This window comes from Erwinia mallotivora (assembly GCF_000590885.1).
GTDB lineage: Bacteria > Pseudomonadota > Gammaproteobacteria > Enterobacterales > Enterobacteriaceae > Erwinia > Erwinia mallotivora.
The window spans coordinates 111629-130337 of the sequence record NZ_JFHN01000074.1; the positions used below are offsets into that span (position 1 = coordinate 111629).

The window sequence follows — 18709 nt, forward strand, 5'->3', positions numbered from 1 at the left end:
ATCGCCTTATTCAGGCTTTTTCCAGCGTACACAGCAACGGATGCTCATTCTCCCTGGCGTACTTATTTACATGAGCGACTTTGGTTTCTGCCACTTCGGCAGTGAAAACACCACAAATCGCCTTTCCCTGGTAGTGGACCGCAAGCATCAGTTGCGTTGCACGTTCAACATCATAAGAAAAGAACTTTTGCAGTACGTCAATAACAAATTCCATAGGTGTATAATCGTCATTATTGAGAATAACTTTATACATCGAAGGCGGCTTGAGTCCCTCGCGAAGTTTGTCATCTGCAAGATGTTCAAAGTTAAGCCAGTCGTTAGTATTCCCCATACGTATCCACAATAAGATCGTTATCTGGTTACGCCAGACTCATTTCGTTCAGTGGTAAGTTTAACACACACTGCAAGCGGGTCAGCGCCGATGATTTTTCTGCCACGCGCTTTCACTTCGCGACCTTCATCACAAAATTTGCAATAGCGTTAACTGCTTCAAATTTTGATGATTTTTTCCCAGTCCTGAAGTTCCAATTGCTTGACGCTTTGTTCTATTTCTCTACAGTACAGCCTTAAGCTGAGTGTGTTTTAACCAGCCCAGAGGCGGCAGCCTCTTCACCTCATACAATTGAACTTCTTGCGAGGGATCCAGAAGTATGGAGACGGGTACTGTTAAATGGTTCAATAATGCCAAGGGTTTTGGCTTTATCTGTCCGGTCGGCGGTGGCGATGACATCTTCGCCCACTACTCCACTATCCAGATGGATGGCTACAGAACGCTGAAGGCCGGGCAGCAGGTCCAGTTTGATGTGCATCAGGGACCAAAGGGCAATCATGCCAGCCTCATCGTTCCAGTGGAATCAGTGATGGCAGTCAGTGCATGACCCTGTCCTTACTCATTCTGACCAACCCTTGTGTAAAATGCCAGCCACCCCAGCTGGCATTTTTTACCGCTGTATTTCAATATCAGGCCGTCCCACTGATTTTCAAGCCCGCTGTCGTTGAAATACCCCATCCGCTGGTAAATCTGATAATAACCGCCTGCAAGTCGAACGCTGTGCGGTAAATGCCCTTTATCCGGTGCGGGTAATCAGATAAAGGGCCTGCGGGTGACGCCAGTCGCTCAGCTTTACTCAGCATGAAAACTTCGTCAGGATAGTGTTTTAATTCTGTCAGGGATGAATTTTTTCATGTATTCCGGTTTGTTGATCATTCTGTTGCCGCTGGTTATCGGCTACCTGTTGCCATTCAAAAGTATTTCCCTGCAAAAACTGGTCAATAAGCTGCTGGGCTGGATGGTGTATATCATCCTGTTTATGATGGGCGTCAGCCTGGCCTTTCTCGATAATCTGAGTAATAACCTGCTGACGGTGTTTCACTACTCCCTGGTGAGCGCGGTTTGTATCCTGCTTTGCAATCTGCTGGCATTGCGCCTGCTGGAGTGGCATCATCCGTGGCAGCACCGCCATCACAGAGGCCCCCTGGCCTCACGGCTGCACATGATGCTTGACTCTCTTTCTCTCTGCGGCGTGGTGGCAGGAGGATTTCTTGTCGGACTCACTCACTGGGCGGTGTTAAAAAATGCCTCCGCAGCCAGTGAGTATGCCCTGCTGTTTCTCCTGTTACTCGTCGGCCTGCAACTTCGCGGCAGCGGGATGACGCTCAGGCAAATCATGCTGAACCGCCGTGGGCTGCTGGTGGCATCAGTGGTGTTTATCAGTGCATTAGCGGGTGGGATGATAGCCGCGATACTGCTTGGGCTTTCCCTGCGCACCGGCCTTGCTCTGGCATCAGGATTCGGCTGGTACTCACTTTCCGGCATTCTTATGACGGAATCTTTCGGCCCGGTAATTGGCAGCGCAGCCTTTTTTAACGATCTGTTGCGTGAACTGCTGGCAATAACGTTGATTCCGGCGCTAATCGCCCGCCATCGCTCGACCGCTTTGGGTCTGTGCGGTGCCACGTCGATGGATTTTACCCTGCCGGTATTACAACGCAGCGGCGGGACAGAGCTGGTTCCCGCAGCCATCGTGCATGGCTTTATCCTCAGCCTGGCGGCACCGGTTCTTATTGCCCTGTTCTCTTCCTGATTGATCTTATTGCGCCAAATCAATCCATCTGCGCTTAGCAAAGACACCGGCCTGAATCGCGACTTAAAGTTGCATTTTAAATGCAACTAAGGAGTCAGCGATGTTCTGCATTCAGTGTGAGCAAACTTTGCGTTCCCGGGCCGGTGCCGGCTGCGCTTACGCCAGAGGAGTATGTGGCAAAACGGCAGAAACTTCAGATTTACAGGATTTACTGATCGCCGTATTACAGGGACTCTCTGCCTGGGCAGTGGCGGCCCGGCAACAAGGCATTACTGACCACGCCATTGACAGCTTTGTGCCACGGGCATTTTTCGCCACCCTGACCAATGTCAATTTTGATTCTGCACGAATTATCAGTTACGCCCATCAGGCGGTTCACTACCGCCAGCAGCTAAAAACGCAGCTGGCCTGTGTAACCTCTCATCCTCACCATCCGGCGGCAGAGATCATACTCAACAGCGAAGACCCATTGCAGCTGCAACAGCAGGCAGCAGACCGGGCATTAACCCGGCGGGATGCCAGCGAAGATATTCACGGACTTCGCCTGCTGTGTTTGTATGGCCTGAAAGGCGCGGCCGCGTATATGGAACACGCCCACACGCACGGTTACTACCAGGAAAAAATTTACCAGCAATTTCATCAGATGCTGCCGTGGCTGGGAACCTTACCTGACAGCATGGATGAACTTCTCCAGGCCGCACTGGAAGTGGGTAAAATGAACTACGCGATTATGGCAATGCTGGATGAAGCGCAAACCAGCGCGTGGGGCCATCCCCAGCCGGTCAGGGTCAATACCCGTCCCCTGAGCGGAAAAGCCATTTTAATTTCCGGCCACGATTTAAAAGATCTGCAACGGCTGCTGGATCAGACGGCTGGCAGGGGTATTCATATTTACACCCACGGTGAAATGCTGCCCGCACATGGTTATCCCGGTCTGAAAAAGTATCCGCATCTGGCAGGAAACTACGGCGGTGGCTGGCAGGATCAACAGCAGGAATTTGCCCACTTTCCGGGACCAATAATTATGACCTCCAACTGCCTTATTGATCCTTTCGCCCGGCACTATCAACAGCGACTCTGGACCCGAAATGTGGTTGGCTGGCCGGGTGTCAGCCATCTTACCGGGGACGATTTTTCCGCCGTCATCGAGCAGGCACTCTCCCTGCCCGGTTTTCCCGACAGCCAACCGCCTGAAGAAATTACGGTGGGCTTTGGCCGTCAGCAATTATTACGTACCGTCGATACCCTGACTGAACTGCTGGCGCAAAATAAACTGCGCCATCTGTTTCTGATTGGCGGTTGTGATGGCAGCCGCAGCCAGCGCAGCTATTTTACCGAGCTGGCAATAAGCATTCCGCAGGATTGCCTGATCCTGACGCTGGGCTGCGGTAAATATCGTTTTAATCAGTTCGATTTTGGCACACTGTGCAGCCTGCCTCGCCTGCTGGATATTGGCCAGTGTAACGACAGCTACGCCGCCATCGTGCTGGCTGTCTCGCTGGCGGAAAAACTGGACTGTCAGGTCAACGATCTGCCGCTTACCCTGGTGCTGTCGTGGTTTGAGCAAAAAGCCATTGCGGTGTTGCTGACCCTGCTGGCGCTGGGGGTGAAAAATATCCGCACCGGCCCGACGCCCCCGGCCTTTCTCAGTGACAACCTGCTGGCATTGCTGCACAACAAATTTGGCCTGCAATCGATCGCCACCCCCGGGGAGGACCTGAAGGCGTTTCTCGGGCAATGAAACCCGCCATCAGCTGCTTTGCTCTCACATTCCGTTTGCCTCGACTATGCTTTTTCCTGCCGTTTTAAAACGGGACTGAAGCAGATCAGGAGCAGACATGAAACAAACCGTAGCCGCGCTGGTGGCAAAAACGTTAGAAAATGCCGGGGTTGAGCGCATCTGGGGAGTCACCGGAGACTCACTTAATGGTCTCAGCGACAGCCTGAACCGCATGGGCACCATTGAATGGATGCCAACCCGCCATGAGGAAGTCGCCGCATTTGCCGCCGGAGCAGAGGCACAAATCAGCGGTAAACTGGCGGTATGTGCCGGTTCCTGCGGGCCGGGCAACCTTCACCTGATCAACGGCCTGTTTGACTGTCACCGCAACAATGTGCCGGTGCTGGCGATTGCCGCCCATATTCCCTCAGCCGAGATCGGCAGCGGTTATTTCCAGGAGACGCATCCGCAGGAGCTGTTCAGGGAGTGCAGCCACTATTGTGAAATGGTGTCCAATCCGGAACAGTTACCTCAGGTTCTCGGCATTGCCATGCGCAAAGCGATTCTCAATCGCGGGGTATCGGTAGTGGTACTCCCCGGTGATGTGGCACTGCAAGCCGCGCCGGAAGGTGCTTCCGCTGCGTGGTATACACCGCAATTGCCGGTGGTCCAACCCTCTTCCGGAGAGCTGGCAAAACTGGCCTCGCTGTTGAATGAATCGCAGAAGATCACCCTGATGTGCGGCAGCGGCTGTGCCGGTGCCCATGATGAAGTGGTGCAACTGGCGCAAACGTTGAAAGCCCCTGTGGTTCATGCCCTGCGCGGCAAAGAGCATATCGAATACGACAACCCTTACGACGTGGGCATGACCGGGCTGATTGGCTTCTCATCGGGTTACCACGCCATGATGAATGCCAGCACGTTGGTGCTGCTGGGTACGCGCTTTCCTTACCGGGCGTTTTATCCGGCCGACGCCAGAATTATTCAGATCGATCTCGATCCCGGCAGCTTCGGTGCACATTGCCATGTGGATATGGCGCTGACGGGTGACATCCGGGCCACGCTGACGGCGCTGTTGCCTCTGCTGGAGGTCAAACAAGACCGGGATTTTCTCGATAAAGCGCTGGAAAATTATGTTGATGCGCGCAAAGGTCTGGATGAACTGGCTACCGCTAACGACAGGCAGGCGATTCATCCGCAATATCTGGCTCAGCAACTCAGTCACCACGCTGACGCCGACGCGATTTTCACCTGCGATGTTGGTACGCCAACGGTGTGGGCCGCGCGTTATCTGAAAATGAACGGCAAACGACGCCTGCTGGGTTCGTTTAACCACGGGTCGATGGCAAATGCCATGCCACAGGCGTTAGGCGCTCAGTCAACTGACCGCGCGCGTCAGGTGATTGCGATGTGTGGTGACGGCGGCTTCACTATGCTGATGGGCGACTTCCTCTCTGTCGCGCAGCTGAAACTGCCGGTAAAACTGGTGGTATTCAACAACAGCGTGCTGGGCTTTGTGGCGATGGAGATGAAAGCAGGGGGCTATCTTACCGACGGCACCGCGCTGGAAAATCCGAACTTTGCTGAAATAGCCACCGCCTGTGGCGTCAGAGGATTCCGCGTGGAGAAAGCGTCAGAGCTTGACGATGTCATCCGCCAGGCGCTGGATTATGACGGCCCGGCGCTGATTGATGTGGTCACCGCCAGTGAAGAACTGGTGATGCCGCCACAGATTAAAATGGAACAGGCCAAAGGGTTCAGCCTCTATATGCTGCGCGCCATTATCAATGGACGAGGCGACGAGGTGGTCGAGCTGGCAAAAACAAACTGGCTACGGTAAAACGGTCAGAGGTCTTACTTCAGGGCGCTTCGGCGTCCGTTTTCATCACAGGAGCGCCGCAGTGATCGATTTACGTAGTGACACAGTGACCCAACCCGGAGCGGCTATGCGCTCTGCAATGATGGCGGCAGAAACCGGCGATGATGTCTACGGTGATGATCCCACGGTAAACGCACTGGAGGCGAAAGCCGCCAGCCTCAGTGGTAAAGAAGCCGCCCTGTTTTTACCTACCGGCACCCAGGCTAACCTGGTTGCTCTGCTCTGTCACTGCCAACGGGGCGAAGAATATATCGTTGGCCAGCTGGCGCATAACTATAAATATGAAGCGGGTGGCGCGGCGGTACTGGGAAGTATTCAGCCGCAGCCGATTCTGGCTGCCGCTGACGGCACGCTGCCGCTGGATGTGGTGGCGCAGTTTATCAAGCCTGATGATTTTCACTTTGCCATCACCCGGCTGCTGAGCCTGGAAAATACACATAACGGCAAAGTGTTGCCGCTGAACTATCTGCAACAGGCGTGGGCGTTCACCCGTGAGCACAAACTGGCGCTGCATGTCGACGGTGCGCGTATTTTCAATGCCGCCGTGGCGCTGGGTGTCAGTCTGGAGGCGCTGGCGCGCTACTGCGATACCCTGACCATCTGTCTGTCAAAAGGCCTCGGTACGCCGGTAGGTTCACTGTTGTGCGGCAGCCACGACTATATTCAGCGCGCCCGCCGCTGGCGCAAAATGACCGGTGGCGCAATGCGTCAGTCCGGCATCCTGGCCGCTGCCGGGCTTTATGCTCTGGAGAATAATGTGGCCCGCTTGCAGGAGGATCACGATAACGCTGCCTGGCTGGCACAGCAGCTAAAGGCCAGCGGGGTGGATGTTTCACGTCAGGACACCAATATGGTGTTCGTTCGCCTGCCCGAAAACCAGGTGACACCGCTGAAAAACTGGATGCAGGCGAAGGGGATTCGGCTCAGCACCGGGGCGGTGACGCGGCTGGTCACCCATCTGGATGTCCCTCGCCCGGCTCTGGAAACCTTAGTAGCCGAATGGCAGGCTTTCCTCGCCACACAGCCATAACAATTCCGGGCTGCCAGATTACCCGGCCGTTGCCGGGTTTTTGATCGTCAGACAGCAGGTGTTACGCCGCCGTATTTCTCCAGCAGCGCCCTGGCGATGGCCTCGGTTTCTGCATCCGCCAGCCCCCGGTAATCTGCCGGTCGGAAATGCATCTGGAATGCGGCAATCACTTTTTGTTGCTGTGCAGGGGCCATCTCTGACGACACCTGGTAACCATAACGGGCCAGCAAATCCACTAACAGATTGCTGTCGGTCAGCTGTTGCGGCGCTCTGCCTGCGAGAAAAAAGTGAACGCGCGGCGCATCAGGCCAGGCCCCAATCCCCTGCTCTGCCAGCCACTGCCAGGGAAACAACGGGCCGGGATCCTGCTTGCGTTGCGGCGCAATGTCACTGTGTGCCACCACATTCTGCGGCGGGATGTGATAGCGGTTGACGATATCACGAGCCAGCGGCAGCAGCGCAGCCATCTGACCGGCGGGGAACGGAAACCAGACAACCCCATGCCGGGTACGCTGATATCCCTGATTTTCCAGCTCAATGCCAACAGACGTATCATTCAGTCGGGTTGCCCCACGCCAGAAGCTGCTGCCAGCATGCCACGCCAGCTGCGATTCCGGCACCAGACCGAACACCACCGGCTGACGTGCCTTCTCCGCCGGTCGCGCCGGGATAAGATAATGAGCGCTGACCTCGCGGTCAGTCAGTGTCGCCAGCGCAGAGGGAAAATCTTCGGCGGTATAGTGCAAAACCAGCATGCTAATCCGGGGCCTAGCACCATATGCCGGATGGCGGGTATCAACCAGATAGCCATCATGTTTCTCAACGCCGGAAGTGGCGCAGGCACTTAGCAGAAGCACTGACAGCACGGCAAGCAGCAGGCGCATCAGCGACGGGTTTTCACGGCGGTGCCGCTGACGCTGACCATCAGCATGCTGCTGTCCTTGCCGACCGTTTCATAATCAATATCAATGCCCACGACCGCATCAGCCCCCAGCGCGCTGGCCTGCGCTTCCAGTTCGGCAAAGGCAATCAGCCGCGCCTTGCGCAGCTCTTTCTCGTATGCGCCAGAACGCCCGCCAACGATGTCGCGTATACCGGCAAAAAAATCGCGAAAAATATTGGCTCCCAGAATCGCCTCGCCAGTGACCACGCCACAATATTCAATAATCGGCTGGCCTTCGAGGCCCGGAGTGGTTGAAAATTGCATTACGCTTTCTCCTCAATATCGTGCAGATGAAACCCGCCCTTACGGTCAAGCAGAACGGCTATACTCTATGCTAAAAAATGCCTTCCAGAAACAATAAGGAAATCAAGATGAAATTCCAGGCCATCGTCGCCCTGACTCCGCTGGCGCTGCTGCTGAGCGCCTGTACCACGGTTCAACCCGCTTATAAGGATATCGGTACCCGAATGGGTCCCTGCGCTGATGGCGGTCCGGATTCTGTCGCGCAGCAGTTCTATGATTTGCGCACAGAGCAACCCACGGCCGGTCTGCCAGACGCACAACAACTGGCGAAATACCGCCCTTATCTGAGTGACAGGCTGTATCAAACGCTGCTTAAAGCCGGAAGCGAACCGAAAAAAGAAGCCGCCCTGTCTCAGGGTGACCTGTTTTCCAGCGTGGCAGCAGGCCCAACCTCGGCCAGCGTCGCGGATGCTTCCAGTATTCCCAACCACGATGCGCGCAATATCCCGCTGCGCGTCACTCTGAGCCGTGACGGCAACAATAAGCAGGAATGGCAGGATGAAGTGCTGATGGTTCGTGAAGGCACCTGCTGGGCAGTAGACGATGTGCGCTACCTCAGCCCGAATCCCCATCTTGATGGCGGCTCGCTCAGCCAGCGTCTGCTGAAATAATTCACCGGCTGATGCCTGCCACACGGGCCTCAGCCGCTTCTCCCTGCTGTTTCCAGCGTCAATCCTTACGATTTTGTGCTGATATTTTGCTTTTCAGCCATGCAATTGCTAATTTTTGAGACGATGATTGCATAACCATGCCGTCAACGATAAGATTCGCAGCATCAATTGCTATTCACCTTTTGCGCATGAGTATTCAACTTAACGCTGTCAACTGCTTTTATGGTGCCCATCAGGCGCTGTTCGATATCCAGCTGGCGTGTCCCGAAGGGGAGACGCTGGTTCTGCTTGGCCCAAGCGGTGCCGGAAAAAGTTCACTGCTGCGCGTGCTTAACCTGCTGGAGATGCCGCGTTCCGGCACGCTGGCGATTGCCGGTCACCATTTTGATTTTAGTAAGCCCCCCTCTGACGCCACCATCCGTGAGCTGCGGCAGAATGTTGGCATGGTCTTTCAGCAATATCATCTCTGGCCACATCTGACCGTGAAGCAAAACCTGATCGAAGCACCCTGTCGCGTGCTTGGATTAGACAAAGAACAGGCCCATGCAAGGGCTGACAAACTGCTCGATCGCCTGCGCCTGAGCAAATTTGCCGATCGCTTCCCGCTTCACCTTTCTGGTGGTCAGCAACAGCGCGTCGCCATCGCCAGGGCGCTGATGATGGAACCGGCGGTCCTGCTGTTTGATGAACCGACCGCCGCGCTGGACCCCGAGATCACCGCTCAAATCGTTGCAATTATTCAGGAGCTTGCCCACACGCGCATTACCCAGGTTATTGTCACCCACGAGGTCGAAGTCGCGCGTAAAACCGCCAGTCGCGTGGTGTATATGGAAAACGGGTATATCGTCGAACAGGGTGATGCCAGCTGCTTTACACAGCCGCAAACCGATGCGTTTGCCCATTATCTGTCACATTGATGCAGGACATCATGATGAAAAAAGTTGTATTAGCCGTACTGCTGGCCGGTTTAAGCCTGAGCGCAACTGCTGCACAGACCCTTCGTTTTGCCACCGAAGCCTCCTACCCTCCGTTTGAATTTGTTGACGCAAACAACAAGATTCAGGGCTTTGATGTGGATCTGGCTAACGCGCTGTGCCGTGAAATGAATGCAACCTGCACTTTCACCAACCAGGCCTTTGACAGCCTGATCCCCAGCCTGAAATTTCGTCGCTTTGATGCGGTAATGGCCGGTATGGACATCACCCCTGAGCGGGAAAAGCAGGTGCTGTTCAGCAAAGCCTATTACGACAACTCCGCCCTGTTTATCGCGCAGAAAGGTAAAATTACCTCAACAGACGCGCTGAAAGGCAAAAGCGTGGGCGTGCAAAACGGCACCACTCACCAGAAATACCTGACCGAGAAAATGACCGGCATTAAAACCGTGCCCTACGACAGCTATCAGAATGCCATCCTCGATCTGAAAAATGGCCGTATTGATGCGGTATTTGGTGACACCGCCGTGGTGAATGAGTGGCTGAAACAGAACGCAAATCTGGCAGCGGTAGGCGAAAAAGTGACAGATAAAGCCTATTTCGGCACCGGCCTGGGCATTGCCGTTCGCCAGGGCAACAGCGAGCTGCAAAACCAGTTCAACACCGCGCTGGATAAAGTCAAAGCCGATGGCACCTGGAAGAAAATCTATGACAAATGGTTCCAGCAGTAATCTCTGAATGAACGAACTTTATCCTCTTGCAAGCGCCGCCGGGATGACCGTCGGCCTTGCCATTTCTGCCCTTACGGTCGGACTGGTGCTGGCGATGATTTTTGCTGCCTGGGAATCGGCGCGCTGGCGACCGCTGGCCTGGATAGCCACCGGCCTGGTAACTCTGTTTCGTGGTCTGCCGGAAATTCTGGTGGTGCTGTTTGTCTATTTTGGTGCCTCGCAGCTGCTGCTGACGCTCTCAGATGGTTTCACTATCAATCTGGCCGTGGTGAAAATTCCGGTACAGCTGGCTATTCAGAACTTTGACGTCAGTCCGTTTCTCTGCGGCGTGATTGCCCTGTCAATTCTCTACGCTTCCTACGCCTCACAGACGCTGCGTGGCGCACTGAAAGCGGTGCCTGGTGGTCAGTGGGAGTCAGGCCAGGCGCTGGGCATGAAGAAGAGCACGATTTTCTTTCGCCTGATCATGCCGCAAATGTGGCGTCATGCCTTACCGGGACTGGGCAACCAGTGGCTGGTGCTGCTGAAAGATACGGCACTGGTCTCTCTGATTAGCGTCAATGACATTATGCTTCAGACTAAAAGCATTGCCACGCGCACTCAGGAACCCTTCACCTGGTACATGATTGCCGCCGCCATCTATTTGCTGATTACGCTGCTGAGCCAGCAAATTCTGCAACGGATTGATGCCAGAGCCACACGATTTGAGCGGGGAAGCGACTGATGCTGGCTTATTTACCCGATCTGTTAAAAGGGCTTCACACCAGCCTGACGCTGACCGCCGCCGCGCTGGTTCTGGCCTTGCTGTTATCACTGCTGCTCACGGTGATCCTCTCCCTGAAGCTGCCGGTGCTCAGCCTGCTGGTGCGCGGTTATATCACGCTGTTCACCGGCACACCGCTGCTGGTGCAGATCTTTTTAATTTATTATGGCCCCGGGCAGTTTCCCGCCATTCAGTCAGTGCCGTGGCTGTGGAATCTGCTTTCCCAGCCCTGGCTGTGCGCACTGCTGGCGCTGTCACTGAACAGCGCGGCCTATACCACCCTGCTTTTTCATGGTGCGGTACGGGCAATTCCGTCCGGGCAGTGGCAATCCTGCGCAGCACTGGGGATGAACCGCAAAGACACGCTGCGCATCCTGCTTCCCTACGCCCTGAGACGCGCGCTCTCCTCCTGGTCCAATGAGGTAGTGTTGGTGTTCAAAGGCACCTCGCTGGCCTACACCATTACCCTGATGGAGGTGATGGGCAACAGTCAGCTGCTGTATGGCAGAACCTATGATGTCACGGTGTTTGCCGCCGCAGGGCTGATATATCTCTGTGTTAACGGCCTGCTGACGCTGTTGATGCGTCTGATTGAGCACCGCGCTCTGGCGTTCGAACGTCGTCACTGATCGACACCGGTAGTGCCTGTCATTACCGGTATCTTTCGGAAACAGCCCTTCTTTGGCGGTTAATCAACGGATAGCTCACTGCTGCCGACCGGCATAATAGCCTGTCTGTTAACCGCAAGGACGGTAAGTAATGCACAAGCTTTTCCTGGCCCTGTTACTCGCCATTCTCAGTATGAGCGCGCTGGCGAACGGTTCATTACGCTTTGCCACCACCGCCGCCAATCCCCCCTTCGAATACCTCAACAACGATAACCAGATGGTGGGATTTGATATAGATGTGGCAAAAGGATTGTGTAAGCGTATGCAGGTCGAATGTATTTTCACCAACACCGCTTTTGATCTGCTGCTGCCATCCCTCAGATTTCGTCGCTACGATGCGGTGATTGCCGGTATGGATATTACCGATGAACGCCTGAAACAGGTGGACTTTACCCGCCCCTACCTGGCTAACTCCGGCACCATTATCGCGATGAAAAACCGCTACAGCGATCTTACCCAACTAAAAGGTAAACGTGTGGGTGTGGGAGGGGACACCACGCAGCAGGCCTATCTGCAATCGGCGTGGCCGGAAATTATTCCGGTGGTGTATGACGACTACCAGAATGCGCTACTGGATATGCGCAGTAACAGACTGGATGCCATTTTTGGTGACACCCCTGCGGTACAGCAAATGCTGAAAGCCAATTCGCAGCTTGCCTCGGTGGGTAAGCCAGTTACCGACGAACGTTATTTTGGCTCGGGGCTGGGCATTGCGGTCCGCAAAGGCGACGCTCAGCTACTGGAACAGCTGAACAGCGCATTGCAGAGCCTGAAAGATGACGGCACGCTGCGCCAGCTCACCCAGCACTGGCTGGGTGTGGCGAACTGACCCTCAGCGACGTACCAACAGGGTCAGCACTTCGCTGTGCGCCGTGTGCGGAAACATATCAAACAGCTGCACTTTTTCCAGCCGGTAATCATTCAGCAAGGCAATATCACAGGCCAGACTTTGCGCGTTGCAGCTGGAATAGAGGATCCACTGTGGCGACATCGTGCTCAGCCAGCGGCAAAGCTCCGCGCCAATTCCACGACGCGGCGGATTCACCAGCACCAGCTCGGGAGCGGCCTGTTCAGAGGTGGCAAACGCGGTGGAATCCAGCGCGGCAAAACGCATCTGCTCCCTGCCCATCGCCGCCGCTGAACGCTGCGCACAGGCAATGGCTTCAGCGCTGATTTCAATACCGGTCAGGCGCACTTCCTGACTGGCGCAATGCAGGCCAAAACCCCCGACACCGCAGAAGAGATCCCACATACTGCTGACATCCAGCGCCCTCACCCACTGGCGGGCAGTGGCATAAAGTGAGGCCGCAACCTGTGGATTGGTTTGAAAAAAACTTCGTGGACGTATCCACAGCGGCACATCGTTCAACTGTTCGGCCAGTGCCTGATTCTCCGTCAGCGGAATCTCCTCTTCGCCTTCAAGAATGGCCATATGGACCGGCTGGATATTGGCGGAAACCACAGTGATACGGGGCAGCTGCTGTTGCAGACCCGGCAGCGCACGGGTCAACTGCGCCAGTTTTTCTTTTGAGCGCAAAACGAAACGCAGCATCAGCTCACCGCTGTGGCTGCTTTCAGTCAGCAGAATAAACTTCAGCTCGCCGCGTCTGCGCGCCACGTTATACGGCGTCAGTCCGGCCCTGGCGATAAACGGCTTAAGTTGGGCAAACACGTGGGCAAAACTTTCCGGATAGAGTGGGCAGTCACAGAGATCGACCGGTTGCCCGTCACGGTGCATCAGGCCGAGAACAGGCCGTTCAACGCTACCGCTGACCACCATCTTTGCTTTATAGCGGAACTGCTGTTGTGCAGAGGTCACCGGTGGCAGCCACTGCGCAGCCGGATGCCCGGCCAGCAGCTGGCGCAACGTATGCTGCTTCTCATCAAGCTGCCGGGGATAAGGCACAGCCAGCCACTGGCAGGAGCGACAGCGGTCAGTTTCGTAAAGGGAGCAATGCATGTGGAGGTCCGTGGTTGGTACAGCGGGCCAGGATTGTACCATTGTGTCTTCAGCGATGGCGAAAAAATTCCCGACTGCTGGCAGGAATAAACAGCAGACACAGCACCAGTAAATCGGGCAGCATAGCGGAAATCAGCCGGGGAAGAAGCATCCCCTGACCGCTACCGCTGATATTGAACAGTTCCGGATAGATCCAACCCATTGAAGCGACAGAGAGGTAAAACATCACCACCAGCTGTGCCAGCGCATAACCCCAGCGCGCCCAGTTGCGGCCATGCATTACCGCCAGCGCACAGCGTAACTGAATGAAAAACAGCAGCTGGCTGGCGATAAAAATCAGCGTGGAATCCCAGGCCTGAGCGCTGCGATGCACAAAGCGCAACAGCTCATTGATGCCCAGCTCGTGCACCTGAAGCGCAACGCCCACGCAGCGGATAGCAATGATGCTGACGCCTGCCACCAGCACCGGCACCGGAACAGATAAGGTTGATGACAGAACCGCTTTACCTTCTCTCAACACCTCTGACATGGTTTACTCCTGCCTGACCTGCTTTTGCTCCGGCATGGTGCAACTGCGCCAGCCTGTGGTTGTCTTGTCCATTTTCCGCCACAGCGGAAAAAAAACAGGATAGTTAATTATCACTGAGTTGAAATGATATTTTTTATTTCATTACTGAAACAGCAGATGGTGGTTTTTTGCTTTTTTCCACAGCACGTTCGCTTAATTTTTCTTCCCTGGCATGATATCTGCTAATCTCACCACGGAATAGCAGCATGCTATTTTTAGCGCAATTCGGGAAATATTTCCACTTTATGGAAACCTTTCCTCAACAATATTACCTTTCGGCATTATTCAGGGAGTTTTATATGATTGAAAAAGAGCGCGCGGCGGATGCCGGACATCACGCCACCGGACCGGGAGCTTATATTGCACTGATAATGGCTGTCCTGTTTTTTTCCGGCCTGTTTTATAACCCTGGCGGTCTTTCATGGCTGGGGGCTTTTGACTTTACCACTCTTGCCGGAAAATTTGGCAGCATGAAAGATGCCGCCAGCAGTACCTTTGTCGGTGCGGGTGGCGTCGGGGCAAAAGCCGGATTTTTATTTGCCCTGTCGCTGGTACCAACGGTGATGCTGGCACTGGGCGTACTGGAAATTTTCACCCATTACGGTGCCATTCGTGCAGCACATAAATTACTGACGCCATTACTCAGACCTTTATTAGGCATTCCGGGGCGTACCGGTCTGGCATTAATAACCGATTTGCAAAGTACTGACGCAGGCGCGGCATTAACTAAAGAGCTGTACGATGAAAAACAGGTCAGCAAAAAAGATGTGATTATTATGGCCGCCTGGCAATATTCCGGCGCAGGGCTAATCAATAACTATTTTTCCATCGGCTCTGCGCTGTTTGTTTCCCTTTCGCTGCCGGTGCTGGTGCCATTACTGCTGATGTTTGTACTTAAATTTGTCGGCGCAGCGCTGGTCCGCCTGATACTGAATACCGTTTATAAAGGAGATTTCCGTGATGCAGAATAAATCGCAGGCGGTGCTGTCCCGCAATCCTTTCGATATTTTTGTTACTGGTGCCCGTAAAGGTTTCCACATTGCGATTTATAACCTGATGCCTAATGTGCTGATGGCTTATGTCATTGCAGAGATGTTGAATTTGCTTGGCGTGATGGCTTTTATCGGCAAAATTTTCGCCCCGGTTATGGGTCTGTTCGGTCTGCCGGGCGAGGCCATCACCGTGCTACTCACCTCATGGCTGTCAGCCTCGGCGGGTACTGGCGTCGCGGTCAGTCTACTGGCAAAAGGTGTTCTGAACGGTGAATACATTACCATACTCGCCCCGGCGATCTTTCTGATGGGTTCCCAGTTACAGTACATGGGGCGACTGCTAGGCGTGGCAGACGTGCCCAAAAAATACTGGCCGCTGCTGATGCTGACCAGCATTTTTAACGCGATCATCGCCATGCTGGTGATGCGCTTTATTGCCTGATAAGAGTGGAAGGGAGAATTTAACGTGTCAAAAGTTTTGCAACATTACGCTTATCTGCATCAGATACCGGAACTGGGTTTTCAGGAATTCAAGACCTCGGCATACATCAGCCAGCAGCTTCTCGCCGCCGGTTATCAGGTGCAGGAGGGGGTAAATGACACCACCGGAATGGTTGCCATACTGGACAGTGGCGTTCCGGGACCGACGCTGGCATTGCGTGCAGATATGGATGCGCTGGGCCATGTGATTAATGGTGAAGCCTGCGCACGTCACACGTGCGGCCACGATGCGCACTCTTCGGTAGTGCTGACGGCAGCCGAAGAGTTGATTGCTGAAGGTGCGGTAAAGAAAGGATGCCTGAAGCTGATTTTTCAGCCCGCTGAAGAGTTAGGTACTGGCGCGCTGGCAATGACTGCCGGTGGGGCAATTGACGACGTTGATATGCTGCTTGGCTTCCACCTGCGCCCGGCAGAAGAGTGCGCGGTCGGCACCGCCATTCCTGCCGTTTACTATTCAGCCTGCGTCACCCTTGAAGCAACGGTACGGGGACAGACCGCGCACGCTGCCCGTCCCCATCTTGGGATCAATGCGCTGGATGCCGCCGCCAGCGCCGTCCAGGCGGTCAATGCGATACACATGGCCCCCGGAAAAAGCTGGAGTGCGAAAGCCACCCGCTTTCTGTGTGATGCCGGAGTAACTAATTCGGTGCCGGATGAAGCACGGGTGGTCTTCGATCTTCGCGCGGCGGAAAACGAAGATATGCTGGTGTTACAGCAAAAAGTCGAGCGCGCCATCCTCAATAGCGTGGCGGCTTATGGCGCAACGGCGGATATCAGCCAGCTGAAAGCGATGCCCGCCGCCGAAATCAGTGATGAGATGACCACACTGATTAGCGAGGCGATCAAAGAGGTACAGGGAGAAGATGCGGTGATGCCAGTGCGAACCACGCCGGGTAGTGAAGATTTTTTTCACTACGTGGTGCAACGTCCGACAATCAAAGCCGGTTTCTGGGGCTTGGGTACCGGCCTGCTACCGGGCCTGCATCACCCTGATATGCATTTTGATCTCAACTCGCTGCCGGTCGCGGTGCGTATTTTTAAAAGCTGCGTGATGAAAGTACTGGGCTGAAGCCTCAGCCTGGGTAAACCGGGAGGCTGGCAACGCCATGCGTGGTTGCAGCCGCCCTGGCGGGCGGGTCTGATTTGTTTTATCACCCGAGCAAATCAGCCCCCGCTTCAGATAGTTGACCGCCCGGGATATCCCCGCTCATCCCTCAGTGTCCGCCCCGCGCCTTCTGTATATCTTTCAGACGCTGCTTCTCTTCATGCGCCATCAACCGCCAGGCGATAAACCCGACGATACCGACCACGAACAGAATCAGTGACGCCAGCGCGTTAATCTCCGGATTGACGCCACGCCGCACGGTAGCAAAAATCTGCATCGGCAGCGTGGTGGCGCCCGGTCCGGTGACAAAGCTGGCAATCACCAGGTCATCCAGCGACAGGGTAAAGGCCAGCAGCCAACCGGTGACAATCGCCGGGGCAATCATCGGCACGGTAATAACAAAGAACACTTTCAGCGGGGTCGCCCCCAGGTCCATCGCCGCTTCTTCAATTGAGCGGTCCAGCTCCCTCAGTCTTGCATTGATCACCACCGCCACATAAGCGGTACAAAAGGTCACATGGGCCAGCCAGATGGTTAACATGCCACGATCGGCAGGCCAGCCAAAGGCATTGCCCATCGCCACAAACAGCAACAGCAGCGACAGGCCGGTGATCACATCCGGCATGACCAGCGGCGCGGTGAGCATAAAAGCGAAGCCGGTCGAGCCTTTAAAACGACCAAATCGCACGATTACCACCGCCGCAATGGTGCCCAGCACCACGGCCGCCGTTGCCGCCAGCGCGGCAATACTCAGGCTGAGGGTGACCGCCCCGATCATCGCCCCATCATGGAACAACACCCTGTACCAGTGCAGGGAGAAACTCTCCCACGCGGCCAGCTGTGATGAGTTAAAGGAGTACACCACCAGCAACGCCATCGGCGCGTACAGAAAGAAAAAGCAGACCACCAGGATGGCGATGCGCCACGGCGAACGCACAACGGGTAACGAGGTCATTCCTTCTCCCCCATTTCTTTATTCTGATGTTTATGAAACCAGATGATCGGCAGGATCAGGATCAACAAAATAATCACCGCCAGCGCCGAGGCCACCGGCCAGTCACGGTTGTTAAAGAATTCCTGCCACAGCACGCGGCCAATCATGATGCTGTCGGGGCCACCGAGCAGCTCCGGGATAACATACTCGCCAACCGCCGGGATAAACACCAGCATGGAACCGGCAATAATGCCGCCTTTGGTCAGCGGCACGATCACGCTGAAGAAGGTTTTTAATGGCCGCGCGCCCAGGTCCAGCGAGGCTTCCACCAGCGAATAGTCAATGCGGGTCAGCGCGGTGTAGATTGGCAGCACCATAAAAGGCAGATAGCAGTACACAATGCCGATATAGACCGCCACGTTGGTATAGAGGATGGTCAACGGATGATCGACAACGCCGGTCCATAACAGAAAACGGTTTAGGATACCGTTATCGTTCAGGATCCCCATCCAGGCGTAAACCCGCACCAGAAAGGAGGTCCAGGAAGGAAGTATTACCAGCAAAAGCAGAATGTTGCGGGTAGAGGGGGAACTGTGCGCCACCGCCCACGCCAGCGGATAACCAATCAGCAGGCAAATCACCGTGGAAATGGCCGCCACCTGCAATGAGTGCAGATAGGCATCGATATACAACGGATCGTCGGTGAGCGTCAGATAGTTGCCGAGATTAACCACCATCGTCAGTTGCCCATCGGCCCAGCTGAGCAAATCGGTGTACGGTGGGATCGCGCGGGCAATATCCGCCAGGCTGATTTTCAGCACGATCAAAAAGGGCAGCAGGAACAGCAGTACCAGCCACAGATAAGGTAAGGCAATCACCATTTTGCGGCCCGACTTCATTTGCAGTCGCCGGATGCAGGCCTGCAACACACCGGCCGTCGCGCCGGGTGGTTTGCGGGTCTTTAAAGAATGCTGGCTCATAACTC

General features: G+C 55.0%; 21 protein-coding genes. 14 read left to right on the forward strand and 7 right to left on the reverse strand.

The window, feature by feature from the left end; all coding sequences use genetic code 11:
• Nucleotides 1–10 precede the first annotated feature (10 nt).
• A complete protein-coding gene (gene clpS / locus BG55_RS19755) occupies nucleotides 11–331 on the reverse strand; it encodes an ATP-dependent Clp protease adapter ClpS (RefSeq protein ID WP_034941207.1) in 321 nt (106 codons plus the stop codon).
• Nucleotides 332–650: 319 nt separating this feature from the next.
• Here clpS and cspD point away from each other — a divergent pair, with 319 nt between their 5' ends.
• The 5 genes from cspD to ltaE all read left to right on the forward strand — a co-directional run bounded on the left by cspD (nucleotide 651) and on the right by ltaE (nucleotide 6713).
• Nucleotides 651–878, forward strand: a complete 228-nt coding sequence (cspD, locus tag BG55_RS19760; protein WP_034941210.1) for a cold shock-like protein CspD — start codon at nucleotides 651–653, stop codon at nucleotides 876–878.
• Between the two features lie 306 nt (nucleotides 879–1184).
• A complete protein-coding gene (locus tag BG55_RS19765) occupies nucleotides 1185–2084 on the forward strand; it encodes a LysO family transporter (RefSeq protein WP_034941358.1) in 900 nt (299 codons plus the stop codon).
• A gap of 100 nt (nucleotides 2085–2184) precedes the next feature.
• Nucleotides 2185–3825 (forward strand): hydroxylamine reductase, encoded by a 1641-nt coding sequence (gene hcp, locus BG55_RS19770; RefSeq protein WP_034941212.1) that lies wholly within the window; start codon nucleotides 2185–2187, stop codon nucleotides 3823–3825.
• A gap of 97 nt (nucleotides 3826–3922) precedes the next feature.
• Nucleotides 3923–5644: a ubiquinone-dependent pyruvate dehydrogenase gene (gene poxB, locus BG55_RS19775; protein WP_034941215.1), complete on the forward strand. Its 1722-nt coding sequence runs from the start codon at nucleotides 3923–3925 to the stop codon at nucleotides 5642–5644.
• 61 nt (nucleotides 5645–5705) lie between these two features.
• Complete coding sequence (gene ltaE, locus BG55_RS19780; RefSeq protein WP_034941218.1) at nucleotides 5706–6713, forward strand: low-specificity L-threonine aldolase; 1008 nt, start codon at nucleotides 5706–5708, stop codon at nucleotides 6711–6713.
• A 47-nt stretch (nucleotides 6714–6760) separates the two neighbouring features.
• Here the strand turns inward: ltaE and BG55_RS19785 are convergent, their stop codons facing one another.
• Both BG55_RS19785 and BG55_RS19790 read right to left on the reverse strand, forming a co-directional pair.
• Nucleotides 6761–7597, reverse strand: a complete 837-nt coding sequence (locus BG55_RS19785) for an N-acetylmuramoyl-L-alanine amidase (RefSeq protein WP_034941220.1) — start codon at nucleotides 7595–7597, stop codon at nucleotides 6761–6763.
• Nucleotides 7597–7920 carry a heavy metal-binding domain-containing protein gene (locus BG55_RS19790; RefSeq protein ID WP_034941224.1) on the reverse strand — a complete coding sequence of 108 codons (324 nt, stop codon included), beginning with the start codon at nucleotides 7918–7920 and terminating at the stop codon, nucleotides 7597–7599. The genes BG55_RS19785 and BG55_RS19790 overlap by 1 nt, the downstream gene beginning before the upstream one ends.
• 107 nt (nucleotides 7921–8027) lie before the next feature.
• Here BG55_RS19790 and BG55_RS19795 point away from each other — a divergent pair, with 107 nt between their 5' ends.
• The 6 genes from BG55_RS19795 to BG55_RS19820 all read left to right on the forward strand — a co-directional run bounded on the left by BG55_RS19795 (nucleotide 8028) and on the right by BG55_RS19820 (nucleotide 12493).
• Nucleotides 8028–8570 carry a lipoprotein gene (locus BG55_RS19795; RefSeq protein ID WP_034941228.1) on the forward strand — a complete coding sequence of 181 codons (543 nt, stop codon included), beginning with the start codon at nucleotides 8028–8030 and terminating at the stop codon, nucleotides 8568–8570.
• Between the two features lie 188 nt (nucleotides 8571–8758).
• On the forward strand, nucleotides 8759–9487 hold the full coding sequence (gene artP / locus BG55_RS19800; protein ID WP_034941231.1) for an arginine ABC transporter ATP-binding protein ArtP: 729 nt from the start codon (nucleotides 8759–8761) through the stop codon (nucleotides 9485–9487).
• A gap of 14 nt (nucleotides 9488–9501) precedes the next feature.
• On the forward strand, nucleotides 9502–10233 hold the full coding sequence (gene artJ / locus BG55_RS19805; protein WP_034941234.1) for an arginine ABC transporter substrate-binding protein: 732 nt from the start codon (nucleotides 9502–9504) through the stop codon (nucleotides 10231–10233).
• 7 nt (nucleotides 10234–10240) lie between these two features.
• Complete coding sequence (gene artQ / locus BG55_RS19810; RefSeq protein WP_034941238.1) at nucleotides 10241–10957, forward strand: arginine ABC transporter permease ArtQ; 717 nt, start codon at nucleotides 10241–10243, stop codon at nucleotides 10955–10957.
• A complete protein-coding gene (gene artM / locus BG55_RS19815; protein WP_034941241.1) occupies nucleotides 10957–11625 on the forward strand; it encodes an arginine ABC transporter permease ArtM in 669 nt (222 codons plus the stop codon). Before artQ ends, artM begins: the two co-directional genes overlap by 1 nt.
• Nucleotides 11626–11755: 130 nt before the next feature.
• A complete protein-coding gene (locus tag BG55_RS19820) occupies nucleotides 11756–12493 on the forward strand; it encodes a transporter substrate-binding domain-containing protein (RefSeq protein WP_034941243.1) in 738 nt (245 codons plus the stop codon).
• Between the two features lie 3 nt (nucleotides 12494–12496).
• Here BG55_RS19820 and rlmC read toward each other — a convergent pair whose 3' ends face one another.
• On the reverse strand, nucleotides 12497–13624 hold the full coding sequence (gene rlmC, locus BG55_RS19825) for a 23S rRNA (uracil(747)-C(5))-methyltransferase RlmC (RefSeq protein WP_034941246.1): 1128 nt from the start codon (nucleotides 13622–13624) through the stop codon (nucleotides 12497–12499).
• 49 nt (nucleotides 13625–13673) lie between these two features.
• The gene (locus BG55_RS19830; protein ID WP_034941249.1) at nucleotides 13674–14153 is read right to left on the reverse strand and encodes a YbjO family protein; all 480 of its coding nucleotides are present in this window, start codon (nucleotides 14151–14153) and stop codon (nucleotides 13674–13676) included.
• 338 nt (nucleotides 14154–14491) lie between these two features.
• Between BG55_RS19830 and BG55_RS19835 the strand changes: the two genes are divergently transcribed.
• From BG55_RS19835 to BG55_RS19845, 3 genes are read left to right on the forward strand one after another with little or no spacing between them, the layout of a single operon-like run.
• A complete protein-coding gene (locus BG55_RS19835) occupies nucleotides 14492–15163 on the forward strand; it encodes a nucleoside recognition domain-containing protein (protein WP_034941252.1) in 672 nt (223 codons plus the stop codon).
• Nucleotides 15153–15626 (forward strand): YjiG family protein, encoded by a 474-nt coding sequence (locus tag BG55_RS19840; RefSeq protein WP_034941254.1) that lies wholly within the window; start codon nucleotides 15153–15155, stop codon nucleotides 15624–15626. The genes BG55_RS19835 and BG55_RS19840 overlap by 11 nt, the downstream gene beginning before the upstream one ends.
• A gap of 24 nt (nucleotides 15627–15650) precedes the next feature.
• Nucleotides 15651–16754, forward strand: a complete 1104-nt coding sequence (locus tag BG55_RS19845; protein WP_034941256.1) for an amidohydrolase — start codon at nucleotides 15651–15653, stop codon at nucleotides 16752–16754.
• Nucleotides 16755–16899: 145 nt separating this feature from the next.
• Here BG55_RS19845 and potI read toward each other — a convergent pair whose 3' ends face one another.
• The gene (gene potI, locus BG55_RS19850) at nucleotides 16900–17745 is read right to left on the reverse strand and encodes a putrescine ABC transporter permease PotI (protein WP_034941260.1); all 846 of its coding nucleotides are present in this window, start codon (nucleotides 17743–17745) and stop codon (nucleotides 16900–16902) included.
• Nucleotides 17742–18704 (reverse strand): putrescine ABC transporter permease PotH, encoded by a 963-nt coding sequence (gene potH, locus BG55_RS19855; protein ID WP_034941262.1) that lies wholly within the window; start codon nucleotides 18702–18704, stop codon nucleotides 17742–17744. The genes potI and potH overlap by 4 nt, the downstream gene beginning before the upstream one ends.
• Nucleotides 18705–18709 lie beyond the last annotated feature (5 nt).

Excerpts from the sequence above, each read along its gene's own strand:
- potH (WP_034941262.1), bottom strand. The coding sequence starts at position 18,704 with ATGAGCCAGCATTCTTTAAAGACCCGCAAACCACCCGGCGCGACGGCC.
- hcp (WP_034941212.1), top strand. The coding sequence starts at position 2,185 with ATGTTCTGCATTCAGTGTGAGCAAACTTTGCGTTCCCGGGCCGGTGCC.
- BG55_RS19840 (WP_034941254.1), top strand. The coding sequence starts at position 15,153 with ATGCAGAATAAATCGCAGGCGGTGCTGTCCCGCAATCCTTTCGATATT.
- BG55_RS19835 (WP_034941252.1), top strand. The coding sequence starts at position 14,492 with ATGATTGAAAAAGAGCGCGCGGCGGATGCCGGACATCACGCCACCGGA.
- BG55_RS19830 (WP_034941249.1), bottom strand. The coding sequence starts at position 14,153 with ATGTCAGAGGTGTTGAGAGAAGGTAAAGCGGTTCTGTCATCAACCTTA.
- artJ (WP_034941234.1), top strand. The coding sequence starts at position 9,502 with ATGAAAAAAGTTGTATTAGCCGTACTGCTGGCCGGTTTAAGCCTGAGC.
- potI (WP_034941260.1), bottom strand. The coding sequence starts at position 17,745 with ATGACCTCGTTACCCGTTGTGCGTTCGCCGTGGCGCATCGCCATCCTG.
- artM (WP_034941241.1), top strand. The coding sequence starts at position 10,957 with ATGCTGGCTTATTTACCCGATCTGTTAAAAGGGCTTCACACCAGCCTG.
- cspD (WP_034941210.1), top strand. The coding sequence starts at position 651 with ATGGAGACGGGTACTGTTAAATGGTTCAATAATGCCAAGGGTTTTGGC.
- poxB (WP_034941215.1), top strand. The coding sequence starts at position 3,923 with ATGAAACAAACCGTAGCCGCGCTGGTGGCAAAAACGTTAGAAAATGCC.
- BG55_RS19795 (WP_034941228.1), top strand. The coding sequence starts at position 8,028 with ATGAAATTCCAGGCCATCGTCGCCCTGACTCCGCTGGCGCTGCTGCTG.
- BG55_RS19790 (WP_034941224.1), bottom strand. The coding sequence starts at position 7,920 with ATGCAATTTTCAACCACTCCGGGCCTCGAAGGCCAGCCGATTATTGAA.
- clpS (WP_034941207.1), bottom strand. The coding sequence starts at position 331 with ATGGGGAATACTAACGACTGGCTTAACTTTGAACATCTTGCAGATGAC.
- rlmC (WP_034941246.1), bottom strand. The coding sequence starts at position 13,624 with ATGCATTGCTCCCTTTACGAAACTGACCGCTGTCGCTCCTGCCAGTGG.
- artP (WP_034941231.1), top strand. The coding sequence starts at position 8,759 with ATGAGTATTCAACTTAACGCTGTCAACTGCTTTTATGGTGCCCATCAG.
- BG55_RS19765 (WP_034941358.1), top strand. The coding sequence starts at position 1,185 with ATGTATTCCGGTTTGTTGATCATTCTGTTGCCGCTGGTTATCGGCTAC.
- artQ (WP_034941238.1), top strand. The coding sequence starts at position 10,241 with ATGAACGAACTTTATCCTCTTGCAAGCGCCGCCGGGATGACCGTCGGC.
- BG55_RS19820 (WP_034941243.1), top strand. The coding sequence starts at position 11,756 with ATGCACAAGCTTTTCCTGGCCCTGTTACTCGCCATTCTCAGTATGAGC.
- BG55_RS19785 (WP_034941220.1), bottom strand. The coding sequence starts at position 7,597 with ATGCGCCTGCTGCTTGCCGTGCTGTCAGTGCTTCTGCTAAGTGCCTGC.